This is a genomic window from Roseateles sp. FW305-36 (assembly GCF_058787015.1).
Genome location: NZ_JBYSZK010000004.1, coordinates 132,656 through 148,065 on the forward strand (window position 1 = coordinate 132,656; position 15,410 = coordinate 148,065).

A 15,410-nucleotide genomic window follows, 5' to 3' on the forward strand; every position below is an offset into this window, starting at 1 on the left:
AGTGTACTTTTGGGTTCCGTGCGTTCTGCCGGACATCCACTCCCCGATCCCATGGCTTCCAACCTCACCGACCGCCTGAGTCGCCTCGTCAAGACGATGCGCGGCCAGGCCCGCATCACCGAGAGCAATGTGCAGGACATGCTGCGCGAAGTGCGCATGGCCCTGCTGGAGGCCGACGTGGCCCTGCCGGTGGTGCGCGACTTCATCGCCCGCGTGAAGGAGAAGGCACTCGGCCAGGAGGTCGTGGGTTCGCTGAACCCCGGCCAGGTGCTGGTGTCCGTCGTGCACAAGGAACTCGCCGCCACCATGGGCGAGGGCGTGGTTGACATCAACCTGGCCGCCCAGCCGCCCGCCGTCATCCTGATGGCCGGCCTGCAGGGTGCCGGCAAGACGACGACGACGGCCAAGCTCACCAAGCACCTGATCGACAAGCGCAAGAAGAAGGTGCTGACGGTCTCCGCCGACGTCTACCGCCCGGCCGCCATCGAGCAGTTGAAGACGGTCACAAGCCAAGCCGGTGGCGAATGGTTCCCGTCCGCCCCTGACCAGAAGCCGCGCGACATCGCGCTGGCCGCGCTGGACTACGCCAAGCGCCACTACATCGATGTGCTGCTGGTCGACACGGCCGGCCGCCTGGCCATCGATGAAGCCTTGATGGCCGAGATCAAGGAGCTGCACGCCGTCCTGAACCCGGTCGAGACGCTGTTCGTCGTCGACGCCATGCAGGGCCAGGACGCGGTCAACACCGCCAAGGCCTTCAAGGAAGCCCTGCCGCTGACCGGCGTCATCCTGACCAAGCTCGACGGCGACTCACGCGGCGGCGCGGCCCTGTCCGTTCGACAGATCACCGGTGCGCCGATCAAGTTCGCCGGCGTGTCCGAGAAGATCGACGGCCTCGAGGTCTTCGATGCCGAGCGCCACGCCGGTCGCGTGCTGGGCATGGGCGACATCGTCGCCCTGGTCGAGCAGGTCACGCAGAACGTCGACCTCGCCTCGGCCCAGGCCATGGCCGAGAAGCTCAAGAGCGGCAGCGGCTTCGACCTGAACGACTTCCTGCAGCAGATCGCGCAGATGAAGAAGATGGGCGGCCTCGGTGGCCTGATGGACAAGCTGCCGCAGAACATGATGGGCAACAAGCAGCCCGGCCAGGCGGACATGGACCGCGCCGAGCGCGACATGAAGCGCATGGAGGGCATCCTGCGCTCCATGAGCGCCAAGGAACGCGCCCAGCCGGCCCTGCTGATGGATGGCAAGAGCAAGGCCAGCCGCAAGCGCCGCATCGCCGCCGGCGCCGGCGTGCAGATCCAGGACGTCAACCGCCTGCTGAACCAGTTCGACCAGATGCAGCAGATGATGAAGAAGATGAAGGGCGGCGGCCTGATGAAGATGATGAAGCGCATGGGCGGCATGAAGGGCCTGCCGGGCATGTGATGGTCTGAGTCCGCACCGAGCACAGCCCCTGCGGGCGGTGCGACGGCTGACGAAGGCCTGGCCGCATGCAAGCGGCCAGGCATGAGGGCCTAGGGTTGACCAGCACTCAACCCGTCATCGGCCTGTCCCGCGAAACAAGTCCTCACATCTGGTCCCAAGCTCAAGGGACAAGGCCGCATGGTCAAGACCTGACGCGGCCGCTAGCGTCCCGCGCATGCTGAATCTCCACCTCCCCGCCTGGCTGAGCAACCTGACCGGACAGAGCACTCCACGTCGTCAGGTCGACGCATCCGATACCGTCATGCACTGGCCGCCCACCGCCGCGCGGGTGCTGGTGAGTTCGGAGCGCCATGCCCACAAGAGCATCTCCCACGCCCTGGCCCTGGAACACCCCAAGGGCTTCCTGCTGGCCCATGTGCCCCTGCACAAGCTGGTGCGCGTGCCCAAGCAGTACTCCTACCGCGAGTGGCTGTCGCGCACCGGCCTGCTGACCGTCGACTTCGCCTTGTGCGACGAGCATGGCTATGTGCGCTCCGTCGTGCTGCTGCCCGTCGCCGAAGACCAGGTCCGCCACTCTCGCAAGCGCGAACGCCTGCTGCGGGTGCTGGGCGCCACCGAGCTGGCGGTCACGCATTGGGAGCGCGACTGGCAGAACGACACGCCCGAGCGCCTGCGCGACCGGCTGTTCGGCAAGACCAAGGCGTCCGGCTACTACGCCGACACGCCCCACGCGCACTGAACCCCTCGCCCAGTCTTTCCCCGCTGAACGCGGGCAAGCCTAGTCGGTCCCCCGAGGGGACGACGATGCTTGCCGGATTGACCGGCAAGCACATCGCCCAAGGCGGGCCGGCTAGGGAGCGGCCCTGCGCTCGGCCCGCAATACCTATTCGAGTAGTGCCCGCGCGAACTCGCGGGCGCTGAAGGTCTCGAGGTCTTCCAGCTTTTCGCCCACGCCGATGAAATAGACCGGCACGGGCCGCTCGCGCGCAATGGCCGCGAGGACGCCGCCCTTGGCCGTGCCGTCGAGCTTGGTGACGATGAGGCCCGTCAGGCCCAGGGCCTCGTCGAAGGCCTTGACCTGGTTCAGCGCGTTCTGGCCGGTGTTGCCGTCCACCACCAGCAGCACCTCGTGCGGCGCGCCCTCCTGGGCCTTGGTGATGACGCGCTTGATCTTCTTCAGCTCCTCCATCAGGTGGATCTGGGTCGGCAGGCGGCCGGCCGTGTCGGCGATGACGACATCGGCACCACGCGCCTTGCCGGCGTTGACCGCGTCGAAGGACACGGCCGCCGGATCACCGCCCTCCTGGCTGACGATCTCGACCTGGGCACGGTCGGCCCAGACGCCGAGCTGCTCACGCGCCGCGGCGCGGAAGGTGTCGGCCGCGGCCAGCAAGACCTTCTGGTCGGCCTCGGCCAGGTGACGGGTCAGCTTGCCGATGCTGGTCGTCTTGCCGGCACCATTGACGCCGACCACCATCATCACGGTGGGCGTGAAGCGGCCCACTTCCAGGCCCTTCTCCAGCGGCGACAGCAGTTCGGTCAGCGCATCGACGAGCAGGCCGCGCACGGCCTGCGGGTCGCTCGCCCTGGCCTCCTTGACGCGGCGCTTCAGGTCATCGAGCAGGAACTGCGTGGCCTTGACGCCGGCGTCGGCCATCAGCAGGGCCTCTTCCAGTTCCTCGTAAAGCTGGTCGTCGATCCTGGTGCCGCTGAAGACGCCGGCAATGCTGCTGCCGGTCTTGCGCAGGCCGTTGCGCAGGCGGTCCATCCAGCTGGCGCGGGGCGCGGGGGCTGGAGCAACGACCGCTGCCGGCGGGGGCGCCGAGACGACGACGGGCGCCGAAGCGGGCGCGACGATGGGCGCGGCCACCGGGGCTGGTGCAGGTGCGACGACCGGTGCGGTTACCGGAGCAGGCTCGGGTGCAGGCTTGCTGGCAGGCTTGGTGACCCAGCCGTCAGGCAGCAGGGCCGGCGCCTCGGCGGCGGGCGCGGGAGGCGGGGGCGCCTTCTTGAAGAAACTGAACATAGGCCGCCATTTTCGCCTGCCCTCGCGACAGCCCCCTGACGGGGTCTTTCTCGCACGCGCTTGATTTTTTGGCACCGGCAAACCGGGTGACACTGATTCAGGCTTCCCGCACTCCCGGTCCGCTATGCCCGCTGCCCTGCCCTTCGTCCTCCGGTCGCTCCCGCTCGCCGCGCTGCTGCTGAGCGCCGCAGCCCTTGCCCAGGACCTTCCCGGCCAGCAGGCTCCCACCGCTGTCAGCACGCCGGCTCTCGCGCTCAAGCCGACGGTCAAGGCCGAACGGACCTTCCTGATGTCGGCCTTCATGGCCACCTCGCAGGACAAGCTCAGCCTGTTCAGCTCGAACGACGGCATCACCTTCACATCCCTGGCTTCCGAGGTCTACCAGCCGCCCAGGGACCTGCTGCGCGACCCGTCCATCATCCGTGCCGCCGATGGCCTCTACTACATCGCCTACACGACGAACTGGTCGGGCTCGACCTTCGGCATCGCCAAGTCGGCCGACCTCAAGACCTGGACACATGTGGCCGATGTGCCGGTGCAACTGCCTGGCGTCAGCAACGTCTGGGCCCCCGAATGGTCCCGGGAATCCGATGGCAGCCTGAAGCTGGTCGTCAGCCTCTCCAAGACAGGTACGCAAGGCCCCTTCGCTGCCTACTCCGTCAAGGCACTGGACGCCGGCTTCACCAAGTTCTCCGACCCCGTGCCCATGCAGGGGCTGGAGAAGAACTTCATCGACACCTTCGTGATCCGCCATGAAGGCCGCTATGTCGCCTTCACGAAGAACGAGACCACCAAGTTCATCGAGCTGGCCACGGCGCCCTCGCTGGACGGCCCCTGGACTTTCGAGAAGACCGGCGACTGGGCCGGCTGGGGTGGCCCGTCCGAAGGCCAGGCCCTGGTGCCCATCCCCGGCGGTTGGCGCATCTATTTCGACGACTACACGACCAAGCGCTACTGGTATTCCGACAGCGTCGACGGCCTGAAGACCTGGACGCCGAAGCAGGAACTCGGCGGCGTGTCCGGCACGGTGCGTCACTTCACCGTGATCTCGGAAGAGACGGCGCAGCTGGAGCGCGCCACCGCGCCCAAGGCCAAGCCCAAGTCGATTGCCTGGGACCGCCACTCGCTGATCATCGACGGCCGGCGCGAGATGATCTTCGCCGGCGAATTCCACCCCTTCCGCCTGCCCTCGCCCAGCCTGTGGCGCGACGTGCTGCAGAAGATGAAGGCGTCCGGCCTGAACGCCGTGTCTATCTATTTCAGCTGGGGCTATCACTCGGCCAAGCCCGGTCACTACGACTTCACCGGCGTGCGCAACATCGAGCGCGCCATCCAGATGGCCGAGGAGGAAGGCCTCTACGTCATCGCTCGCATGGGGCCCTATGTGAACGCCGAGCTGACGGCCGGCGGCTTCCCCGGCTGGCTGCTGCGCCAGCGCGCCGAGGCGCGCACCGACGCGACCGAGTACCAGGCCGCGGCCGACGAATGGATGACGCAGATCAATGCCATCCTGGCCCGCCACCAGATCACCACCGGCGGCGGCAATGTCATCGCCTACCAGCTGGAGAACGAGCTGTTCTCGGTCCAGCCCAAGAACATCCGCCACATGCAGCACCTGGCGGACAAGGCGCGCGCCGACGGCATCACCGTGCCCCTCTTCCACAACGCCGCGTCGCGATTGCCTGACTGGACGCCGAGGAATTCCACCGCCCCCTTCGCCAACCCCGGACCGACCGACCTCTACGCCTTCGACGGCTATCCCGGCGGCGTCTGCAGCGTCGACGGCCAACCCGGCACGCCAGCCCCGGCGCCGGACTGGGGCCTCTACGGCAAGAACTATCCCAAGGTCGGGTCCCTCGCTTCACCCAACACGCCGGGCTTTGTCGCCGAGATCGGCGCCGGCTGGTTCGACTACTGGGGCAGCAACGGCACCTATGAGTGCACGGCCCAGCGCCAGGGCGGCGGCTATCAGCGCGTGTTCTACGGCAGCAGCCTCATCAATGCGCTGACCATCCACTCCATCTACATGGCCTACGGCGGCACCAGCTGGGGCTGGCAGCCCGGGCCCATCGTCTACACCAGCTACGACTACGGCTCGCCCATCAGCGAGGCCCGCGTCATGCGCGACAAGGCCCTCGTCCTCAAGCAGATGGGCGGCTTCGTGCAGGCCGCCGCGCCCGTGCTGGCACAGATGGACAAGGGCGAGGTGCTGGACCCGGGCAACGCCAAGGTCAGGCTCTATCACAACGTCAACAACGCGCTGGGCAGCCATGTGCTGCTGGCCCAGCACAACGCGCTGACCGGCACCGAGGCCTTGGCCTTCAAGCTGCAGACGCGGGACGGTAGCTATCAAATTCCGCAAGCCGGCAAGCTGACGCTGACCGGCCAGGACGCCAAGATGCTGTTGGCCAGCTATGCGCTGGAGCGCCAGCACCTCGTCTACAGCACCAGCGAGCTGCAGGCCCAGTTGCAGCAAGGTCCGCGCGACGTGGCGCTGTTCTACGGCCGCAGCAACGACGACGGCGAGACCGTGCTGCGCTACACCGCCAAGCCCAGCGTGAAGCTGTTGCGCGGCCAGACCCAGGTGAACTGGGATGCCAAGAGCGGCGACCTGCGGCTGAACTACCAGCACAGCGGCCTCATCGAAGTGCTGATCAGCGGCGCCGGCCGCGCGCCCCTGCTGCTGCTGATCGCCGACGAGAAGACCGCCCAGGAGTTCTGGCGGCTGCCAGGCGTGCTGGTTCGCAGCCCGGCCCTCGTGCGCAACGCGGCCGTCAACGGCAAGACTTTGCAACTCACCGGCGACACGACATCGCCCAGCGCCCTGCGCGCCTGGGTGCCTGACGGCATCAGCGCCCTGAGCTTCAACGGCCAGCCCATCGCGACGTCGGCGCAGGACTTCAGCCTCACCGCCCGCGCCGCCCTGCCCGGCCCCGAGGCCATCAAGCTGCCCGACCTGACGCAGCTCGCCTGGACCCGCCGCTTCGACTCCCTCGAAGCCGCCCCCGGCTTCGACGACAGCGCCTGGCGCAAGGCCGACGCCGGCGCCTCGGCCGCCAATGTCTACACCGCCCCCGACAAGGGCCAGCCGGTGCTGGCCATGAGCGACTACGGCTTCCACCACGGCGACGTGTGGTACCGCGGCCGCTTCACGACTACAGACACCAAGCCGCTGCAGCTGGAACTCTTCTTCGGTGCGGGTGGCGCCGGGATGATCCAGGTCTGGCTGGACGGCCGCTTCCTCGGCCAGCAGGAGAACGACACCGGCCGCCCCTTCCCCGAGACGACCGACACGTTCAAGCAGTTGCTGAAGGACCTGCCGGCCGGTGAGCATGTGCTGGCCGTCGTCGTGCGCAACAACTCGCACAACTGGGACCTGTTCGCCGACGACGCGCACAAGGAAGCCCGCGGCCTCATCGCCGCGTCCATCGCGCCCAAGGGCGGCCAGCGCTTCGCGGTCCCCATCGGCTGGAAGATCCAGGGCAACAAGGGTGGCGAAGACATCGCCGACCTGGTGCGCGGCCCCATGAACAATGGCGGCCTGCAGGGCGAGCGCATGGGCTGGCATCTGCCCGTCGACCCGGCCAAGCCGCAACCGGGCTGGGAGGCGACGACGCCAAACGCCGCGCCACCTGCCCCCGGCAGCTACTGGCTGCGCACGAGCTTCAAGCTGGACCTGCCGCAGGGCCACGATGTGCAACTGGGCCTGGCCTTCGGCGACACCACCAAGCCGCGCTCCGCGATCGAGAACCGTGCGCTGATCTTCGTCAACGGCTGGAACCTGGGCCAGTTCATCGCCCACATCGGCCCACAGCGCGTCTTCGTGCTGCCGCCCGGCATCCTGAACCCGAACGGCGAGAACACGCTGACGCTGGCCGTCACCACCGATGGCCAGCCGGCCAACGCGCTGGAAGCCGTGCGTCTGGTACCGCTTGCCGTCGCGCGTGGCGGTGTGCCGCTGGAAACCGTGCCCCAGCCGCGCAATCTGCAGCGATGAAGCACCTTGTTTTCACCTTCCTCGCCACCGCGCTGCTCGCCAGCGCGGCCCTGGCCCAGCGCCAGGAACAACTGCTCGAAAGCGGCTGGCGTTTCAGCAAGAGCGACCCGGGCGCGGCCATGAATCCGGCCTTCGACGACAGCGGCTGGCGCCAAGTGCGCGTGCCGCACGACTGGAGCCAGGACGAACCCTTCCGCGCCGAGTACGGCAGCGGCAACGGCTACGCCGCCGGAGGCGTTGCCTGGTATCGCCGCAGCTTTGCAGCTGGTCCCGAGCAGAAGGGCCGCATTGCACGCGTCAGCTTCGATGGCGTCTACGACCACGCCCAGGTCTGGCTCAACGGCCACTACCTCGGCGGCCGGCCCTATGGCTACAGCAGCTTCCAGCTCGAGCTGACGCCCTACTTGAAGACCGATGGCAGCGCCAATGTGCTGGCCGTGCGCGTCGACCATTCGCGCCAGACCGATTCGCGCTACTTCACCGGTTCGGGCATCTATCGCGATGCGCGGCTGAGTTTCACGGATGCGCTGCATATCGCGCCCTGGGGTAGCCATGTCACCACCCCCAAGGTCACCGCGGCTCAAGCCGAGGTGAAGGCCGAGGCGGAGCTGATCAATGCCGCGACGAAGGGCCGTCAGTTCATGCTGCGCGCCGAGCTGATCGCGCCTGACGGCAAGGTCGTCTCCACGCGCGAGACACAGGCCCAGCTCGCCGCCGGCCAGCGGCGCACGCTGGCTCAAGCGCTGACGGTGGACAAGCCGCAGCGCTGGTCGCTGGAGACACCTGCCCTCTACACCCTGCGCCAGACCGTGCTGGTCGACGGCAAGCCCGTCGACCAGACCGACACCCCATTTGGCATCCGCAGCTTCCGTTTCGACCCCAACACCGGCTTCACGCTGAACGACCAGCCGCTCAAGCTCAAGGGCGTCTGCCTGCACCACGACGCCGGCAGCCTCGGCGCGGCGGTGCCCGTCGCCGTGCTGGAGCGCCGGCTGCAGCAGCTGCAACGCATCGGCGTCAACGCCATCCGCACCAGCCACAACCCGCCGGCACCCGAGCTGCTGGACCTGGCCGACCGTATGGGATTTCTCGTACAGGCCGAGGCCTTCGACGAGTTCACTCCGACCAAGAACAAGTGGATTGCCGGCTGGAATGTCGGCGTGCCGGGCCGCCAGGGCCATGGCGAAGAGTTCGCCGCCTGGAGCGTGCGCGATGTCGAGGACATGGTGAAGCGCGACCGCAACCATCCCAGCATCGTCATGTGGAGCATCGGCAACGAAATCGACTATCCCAACGATCCGTTCTCGCATCCCGTGTTGGGCGCCAAGTTCCGCCCCACCGCGCCGCCGGCCAGCGACCTGGTGCGCTGGGGCAAGCCTTTGGTCGACGCCGTGCGCCGCATGGACTCGACGCGACCCGTGACTGCGGCCATGGCCTCCGTCGAGATGAGCGACGCCGTCGGCTTCGGTGCCCTGTTCGACGTGGCCGGCTACAACTACCAGGAAGCGCGCTACGCCGCCGACCACGCCAGGTTCCCGAAGCGTGTCATCTACGGCAGCGAGAACCGCCACGACTACCGCGCCTGGGCTGTCGTCCGCGACACGCCCTATGTCTCGGCGCAGTTCCTGTGGACGGGCTTTGACTATCTCGGCGAGGCCGGCCGCTGGCCGCTGCGCGCAGCGGACTTCGGCCTCTTCGACCTGGCCGGTTTCATGAAGCCGCGCGGCGCCCTTCGCGCCAGCCTGTGGAGCGACAAGCCGGTCGTCTACCTCGCGGCTGCGACGGCCTCGGCCACGCAGATCGCCTCCCAGTCCGGCCAGGGCACGCCGCTGCTGGACCAGCAGAAGCGCGCCAAGGTGGCCGAGCACTGGAACTGGCCCGCCGGCGAAGCCATGGTCGTCTCGGCCTATGCCAACACGCCCGAAGTGCAGCTGTGGCTGAACGGAAAGCTGATCGGCACGCAGAAGGCCGCCGATGCGGTCGAAGGCATCCTGAGCTGGACCCTGCCTTTTGAAGCCGGAGAGCTGAAGGCCGTGGGCCTGAAGGAAGGCAAGCCGGTTGCCGAGTTCAAGCTGGAGACGGCCGCAGCCGCCGCGCGCATCGAGTTGCAACGCGTGGCTGCGGCCAAAGACGGCATCGAGCAGATCGCCTTCTTCATCGTCGACGCTCAGGGCCACCGCGTGCCGGATGCCGCCCAGCGCCTGCGCTTCGAACTGGAAGGCCCTGTCGAAATCCTCGGCATCGGCAACGGCAACCTCGCGGACGTGGATGATCCACGGGACGCCGAGCATGCCGCCTTTGAGGGCCGCGGCCTGGCCGTCCTGCGGCGCACCGACAACAACACCCCGGCGCGCTTGCGCGTCACAGCGGCTGGCCTCACGCCAGCCGAGCTGAACTTCTGAGAGACAAGACCATGTCCAAGCAGATCCTCAAGCCCGTCGACTCCTCCAAGATCCACCCGCTGCTGGCCCATCACACGGCCGGCCTCGGCGCGGACCGCGACGACATCCGCGGCGCCGTCGACCGCCTCATCCACAACCTCGTCAACATCGAGGACCAGGACGGCAAATTCCTGCTGCGCCTGGACGACGGCCGCGTGCTGGACACCAAGGGCTGGAACGGCTTCGAATGGACGCACGGCGTGGGCCTGTATGGCGTCTACAAGGTCTGGGAGCTGACCGGCGACCCCAAGGCCTGGGACATCATGACGAGCTGGTTCGAGGCGCGCTTTGCCGAGGGCATGCCCAGCCGCAACATCAACACGGTCGCGCCCTTCCTGACGCTGGCCTATCTCTTCGACCGCACCGGCGAGCGCCGCTTCCTGCCCTATATCGACCGCTGGGCGGAGTGGGTCTACAAGGAGCTGCCGCGCACCGAGGAAGGCGGCTTCCAGCACATCGTCTACAACAGCGTGAACCACCAGCAGCTGTGGGACGACACGCTGATGATGTCAGTGCTGCCGCTGGCCAAGTTCGGCCTGCTGCTTAACCGGCCCCAATATGTCGAGGAGGCCAAGCGCCAGTTCCTCGTCCACATCAAATACCTGGCCGACCGCAAGACGGGGCTGTGGTTCCACGGCTGGACCTTCGAGGGCCGCCACAACTTCGCCAATGCGCTGTGGGCGCGCGGCAACTCCTGGGTCACCATCGTCATCCCGGAGTTCATCGAGCTGCTGGACCTGCCCGAGGGCGATGCCTTCCGCCAGTTCCTCGTCGCCACGCTGGAGGCCCAGGTCAAGGCCCTGGCCGCCTGCCAGTCGCCTTCAGGCCTGTGGCCCACGCTGCTGGACGACCCAACCTCCTATGACGAAGCCGCCGCCTCGGCCGGCTTCGCCTACGGCATCCTGAAGGCCGTCCGCAAGGGCTATCTGCCCAAGTCGTATGAGGCCGTCGGCCTGAAAGCCGCACTGGCCGTGCGCAGCAAGATCAACGAGGCCGGTGAGCTCACGCAAGTCAGCTTCGGCACGCCGGTGTTCAACACGCTGCAGGAGTACAAGGACATCCCGCTGACCTCCATGCCCTTTGGCCAGGCCATGGCTCTGCTGGCCATGGGCGAGCTGCTGATGCGCTTCATCTGATGATGAAGAACCTGCATCCCGCGGCCCGCGAGCCGAACTGGGTCAACTACTGGGGTTGGGGCTCGGGCGACATGCTGGGCGCCGGCGCCCAGGCCGTCGTCACTGGCTGGCTGTTCTATTTCTTCACCACTTTCTGCGGCCTGAGCGCCGTCGAAGCCGGCCTCATCCTGGGCCTGCCGCGGCTGCTGGAAGCCATCACCTGCCCGCTGATCGGCTATGTCTCCGACAACCTGCGCCACACCTGGGTGGGCCGCAAGATCGGCCGGCGCAAGCTCTTCCTGCTCATCACCATCCCGCTGCTGCCCAGCTTCGCGCTGATCTTCCGCACCGGCCACAGCTTCAGCTACTACCTGCTGGCCTTCGTCTTCTTCGAGCTGCTCTACACGATGTTTCTCATCCCCTGGGAGACGCTGGCGGCCGAAATGACCAAGGACTACAAGGCCAAGGCCAAGTTCGCCGGCGCGCGCATGATCGTGGCGCAGAGCTCGGCCATCCTGGCCTCCTACCTGCCCACGCTGCTGATCAGCCAGTTCGGCGGCAAGGACTCGCCCGACACCTTCTTCTGGATGGCGGCCATCTTCGGCGTCATCTTCTCCATCGTCGTGACCCTCGTCGTGCTGACGACCTGGGAGCGCCCCTACGGCACGCGCGAACAGGCCATCCTGTCGCAGACCTATGGCGGCGTGACGCTGAAGGCCGTGCTGGCCCTGCCGGTCAAGATGTTCGGCGACCTGTTCTCGACGCTGAAGATCCGCGCCTTCCGCCAGCACCTGTCAATCTATCTCGGCGGTTATCTGTCGCAGGACATCTTCAACACCGCCTTCCCCATCTTCGTGGCGACGGTGCTGATGGGCGCGACGCTGGTGATCTCGCAGCTGATGACGGTCATGTATGTGGCCCAGCTGATCTCGGTCATGGTGGCCATCCAGATCGTCATCCGCACCGGCCCCGTGCTGGCCTACCGCCTGGCCATCTCGCTGTTCGGCGCGGCGCTGCTGCTCTATCTCGGCTTCTTCCTCGCGCGGCCCGAGGGCTTCGAAGCCGGCTTCAAGGCCCTGGGCGCCAACCTGTTCTCGGCGCTGGACCCGACCAGCCCCAGCTTCTCCCTCAGCCTGATCTTCTGGCTCTTCCTGCCCATCGTGCTGGCGGGTCTGGGCCGCGGCACGCTGAACTTCGTGCCCTGGTCGGTCTACAACTACCTGCCCGACATCGACGAGGCCGTCACCGGCCAGCGCCGCGAAGGCATCTTCGCCGGCGTGATGACGCTGGTGCGCAAGATGGCCCAGAGCGCCGCCATCATCGCCAGCGGCTGGATCATCGACCTGGGCGGCTATGTCTCGCCCAAGAGCCGCCCCGGCGAAGTCATCGTGCAGAGCCCCGAGGCCATCCAGACCATCACCGCGCTGATGGTGGGCGGGCCGCTGCTGATGATGCTGCTGGGCATGCTGGCCTCGTGGAGCTTCCGCCTCAACGCCAGCACGCATGCGGTCCTCGTGCACGAGGTGGAACGCCTGCGCAGCGGTGCCACCGAGGCCGAGAGCGAGGCCAATCGCCAGATCGTCGAAGACCTGACCGGCTGGTCCTACGACCGCCTCTGGGGCCGCGCCGGCCCTGCTCCGCAGTCCGAGCTGCCTCCCGTCCAACACGTCCGCCCATGACCGACTTCAGCCGCCGCCATTTCTTCAAGACCGCGTCCCTGCCGCTGGGGCTGACGGGCCTGGCCACGGCAGCGACCGCGGCGCCGGCACCTGCGCCTGTCGTCGCGTCCACGGACACGGGCGCACTGCGCTGGCTGGACGGTGCGTCCCCGGAGCTGATGCTGGGTGCGACGCTGGGCCTGCCCTGGCCACGCGGCCAGCAGCAGAAGGGCCAGGAGTTCAACGCCGTGGACGCCAAGGGCAACGCGCTGCCACTGCAGACCTGGCCGCTGGCCTGGTGGCCCGACGGCTCGCTGAAGTGGACGGCTCATGCCCTGCCCGCGGGTATCGACGCTGGCACGGCGCCCAGCATCCGCCCCGGCAAAGGCGCCGCTGCGGCAAGCGCCAAGGTCAGCGTCAAGGAAAGCGCCGACTTCATCGAGGTCGACACCGGCGTCATCCGCGCCCGGTTGCCGCGCAGTGGCGCCCAGCTCGTCAGCCGCATCGAACGCGATGGCCGCGAGATCCTGCGCGCCGCCACGCTGATCGCCCAGGCCGACGACAAGCCCGACGCCGAGAACGGGCCGGTCACCCAGACCCGCTTCGACAGCCGCATCGAGAAGCTGACCGTCGAGCAGACCGGCCCGGTGCGCGCGGTCGTCAAGGTCGACGGCAAGCATCGCAGCGCCGCAGGCCGCGAATGGCTGCCCTTCTCGGTGCGCTTCTACTTCTACGCCGGGGCCGAGTCGCTGCGCGTGATGCACACCTTTGTCTTCGACGGCGACGAGCACAAGGACTATCTGCGTGGCATCGGCCTGCGCTTCGAAGTGCCGATGCGCGATGCGCTGTACGACCGCCATGTGCGCTTTGCCGGCGAGGCCGGTGGCCTGTGGGCCGAGGGCGTGCGCAACCTGACCGGCCTGCGCCGCGACCCCGGTGCCGCCGTGCGCGAGGCCCAGCTCGCCGGCCGCGCCACACTGCCGCTGGCGCAATGGGGCAAGCAGGTGCGCGATCTGCACCACCGCATTCCCGCCTGGGGCGACTACAGCTTGAGCCAGCTCAGCGCCGACGGCTTCCAGATCAAGAAGCGCACCAAGGCCGGCCATGGCTGGATTCCCGCCGCCTTTGGCCGCCGCGCGCCGGGCAGCGGCTATATCGGCGGCGCGAGCGGCGGCGTGGCCTTCGGCCTGCGCGACTTCTGGCAGCGCCATCCGACGCAACTGGACATCCGCAACGCCGTCGGCGACGCCGCCGAAGTCACGCTGTGGATGCACTCGCCCGAGGCGCCGGCCATGGACCTGCGCTTCTATCACGATGGCCTGGGGATGGAGACCCACGAGCAGGAACTCGAAGGCCTGGAGATGACCTACGAGGACTACGAGCAGGGCTTCGGCACGCCGGTGGGCATCGCACGCAGCAGCGAGATCACGCTGTGGGCCCTGACCGCGACGCCGACGCGCGAGCGCCTCGTGCAGATGGCCGCGGTCGTGCAGACGCCGCCCCAGCTCGCCGCCCATCCGTCGCGCTATCTGCAGGCCGGCGTCTTCGGCAAGCTGTGGAGCCTGCCCGACCGCAGCACGCCGGCGCGCCAGAAGATCGAGGACAAGCTGGACTTCCTGTTCGGCTTCTATGCCAAGGAGGTCGAGCAGCGCCACTGGTACGGCTTCTGGGACTATGGCGACATCCGCCACACCTACGACAGCGACCGCCACGAATGGCGCTACGACGTCGGCGGCTTCGCCTGGGACAACTCGGAGCTGTCGCCCGACCTCTGGCTCTGGTACGCCTGGCTGCGCAGCGGTCGCGCCGACATCTTCCGTTTCGCCGAGGCCATGGTGCGCCACACCAGCGAGGTCGACATCTATCACGCCGGCCGCTTCCAGGGCCTCGGTTCGCGGCACAACGTGCAGCACTGGGGCTGCAGCGCCAAGCAGGCGCGCATCTCCACCTCGGCCTACCGCCGCTTCTACTACTACCTGACGGCCGACGAGCGCATCGGCGACGTCATGCGCGAGGTGCTCAGCGCCGACAGCAAGATGGACGATGTCGACCCCGTGCGCAAGATCGCCGGCCGCGTCGACAAGGGCCCCTGGCCGGCGCGCATCGGCTTCGGCACCGACTGGGGTTCGGTCGTCGCCAATGTGCTGACCGAATGGGAGCGCACCGGCGACGTGCGCTGGCGCAACAAGCTGCTGCGCGGCATGAAGGGCATCGCGGCCATGCCGCATGGCTTCTTCACCGGCAGCGGCGGTTACGAGCCCACGGGGCCGAACGAAGGCGCCTTCCACAACGTCAGCGGCGACAAGCTCAGCGCCAGCCACTTGAGCGCCGTCTTCGGTGGCGTCGAGATGATGGCCGAGCTGGTGGAGCTGATCGATGAGCCCGAGTTCAAGGCAGCCTGGCTGCAGTACTGCGAGCTCTACAACGCGCCGCGCGAGCAGCAGGTCAAGGCGCTCGGCGCCCCGCACGGTGGCGGCACGGTGCTGAGCGTGGGGCACTCGCGCCTGTCCGCCTATGCCGCCCGGCAGAAGCAGGACAAGGCCCTGGCCCAGCGCGCCTGGCGCGAGTTCTGGGCCGACGACCCGCGCGGCCACAAGACGCTGAAGACCACGCACATCGCCGGTCCGCTGGCGCTGAACCCGGTGGACGAGGCACCCTGGATCAGTACCAACGACACGGCGCAATGGGGCCTCGCGGCCATCCAGAACCTGGCGCTGATCGGCGACCAGCTCATTGACTGAC

Annotated in this window: 8 protein-coding genes; 7 read left to right on the top strand and 1 reads right to left on the bottom strand. The window is 67.8% G+C overall.

Annotation, left to right across the window (positions count from 1 at the left end; translation table 11 throughout):
* Positions 1-51: 51 nt before the first annotated feature.
* Both ffh and AC3WOE_RS09265 read left to right on the top strand, forming a co-directional pair.
* Positions 52-1,431 carry a signal recognition particle protein gene (ffh, locus tag AC3WOE_RS09260; RefSeq protein ID WP_492689921.1) on the top strand — a complete coding sequence of 460 codons (1,380 nt, stop codon included), beginning with the start codon at positions 52-54 and terminating at the stop codon, positions 1,429-1,431.
* A gap of 214 nt (positions 1,432-1,645) precedes the next feature.
* Positions 1,646-2,170, top strand: coding sequence for a hypothetical protein (locus tag AC3WOE_RS09265; protein ID WP_492689922.1), 525 nt, complete (start codon positions 1,646-1,648; stop codon positions 2,168-2,170).
* 144 nt (positions 2,171-2,314) lie between these two features.
* Here AC3WOE_RS09265 and ftsY read toward each other — a convergent pair whose 3' ends face one another.
* Positions 2,315-3,457 (bottom strand): signal recognition particle-docking protein FtsY, encoded by a 1,143-nt coding sequence (gene ftsY / locus AC3WOE_RS09270; RefSeq protein ID WP_492689924.1) that lies wholly within the window; start codon positions 3,455-3,457, stop codon positions 2,315-2,317.
* A 124-nt stretch (positions 3,458-3,581) separates the two neighbouring features.
* On the opposite strand from ftsY, the gene AC3WOE_RS09275 reads away from it, so the two are divergent.
* The 5 genes from AC3WOE_RS09275 to AC3WOE_RS09295 are packed head-to-tail and all read left to right on the top strand — an operon-like array spanning position 3,582 to position 15,409.
* Positions 3,582-7,454 carry a beta-galactosidase gene (locus tag AC3WOE_RS09275; protein ID WP_492689926.1) on the top strand — a complete coding sequence of 1,291 codons (3,873 nt, stop codon included), beginning with the start codon at positions 3,582-3,584 and terminating at the stop codon, positions 7,452-7,454.
* Positions 7,451-9,856 (top strand): glycoside hydrolase family 2 TIM barrel-domain containing protein, encoded by a 2,406-nt coding sequence (locus tag AC3WOE_RS09280; RefSeq protein WP_492689927.1) that lies wholly within the window; start codon positions 7,451-7,453, stop codon positions 9,854-9,856. The genes AC3WOE_RS09275 and AC3WOE_RS09280 overlap by 4 nt, the downstream gene beginning before the upstream one ends.
* 11 nt (positions 9,857-9,867) lie before the next feature.
* A complete protein-coding gene (gene bglB / locus AC3WOE_RS09285) occupies positions 9,868-11,031 on the top strand; it encodes a beta-galactosidase BglB (protein ID WP_492689929.1) in 1,164 nt (387 codons plus the stop codon).
* Positions 11,031-12,689, top strand: a complete 1,659-nt coding sequence (locus tag AC3WOE_RS09290) for an MFS transporter (protein ID WP_492689931.1) — start codon at positions 11,031-11,033, stop codon at positions 12,687-12,689. The genes bglB and AC3WOE_RS09290 overlap by 1 nt, the downstream gene beginning before the upstream one ends.
* The gene (locus tag AC3WOE_RS09295; protein ID WP_492689933.1) at positions 12,686-15,409 is read left to right on the top strand and encodes an exo-rhamnogalacturonan lyase family protein; all 2,724 of its coding nucleotides are present in this window, start codon (positions 12,686-12,688) and stop codon (positions 15,407-15,409) included. The genes AC3WOE_RS09290 and AC3WOE_RS09295 overlap by 4 nt, the downstream gene beginning before the upstream one ends.
* The last annotated feature ends 1 nt before the right edge of the window (position 15,410 follow it).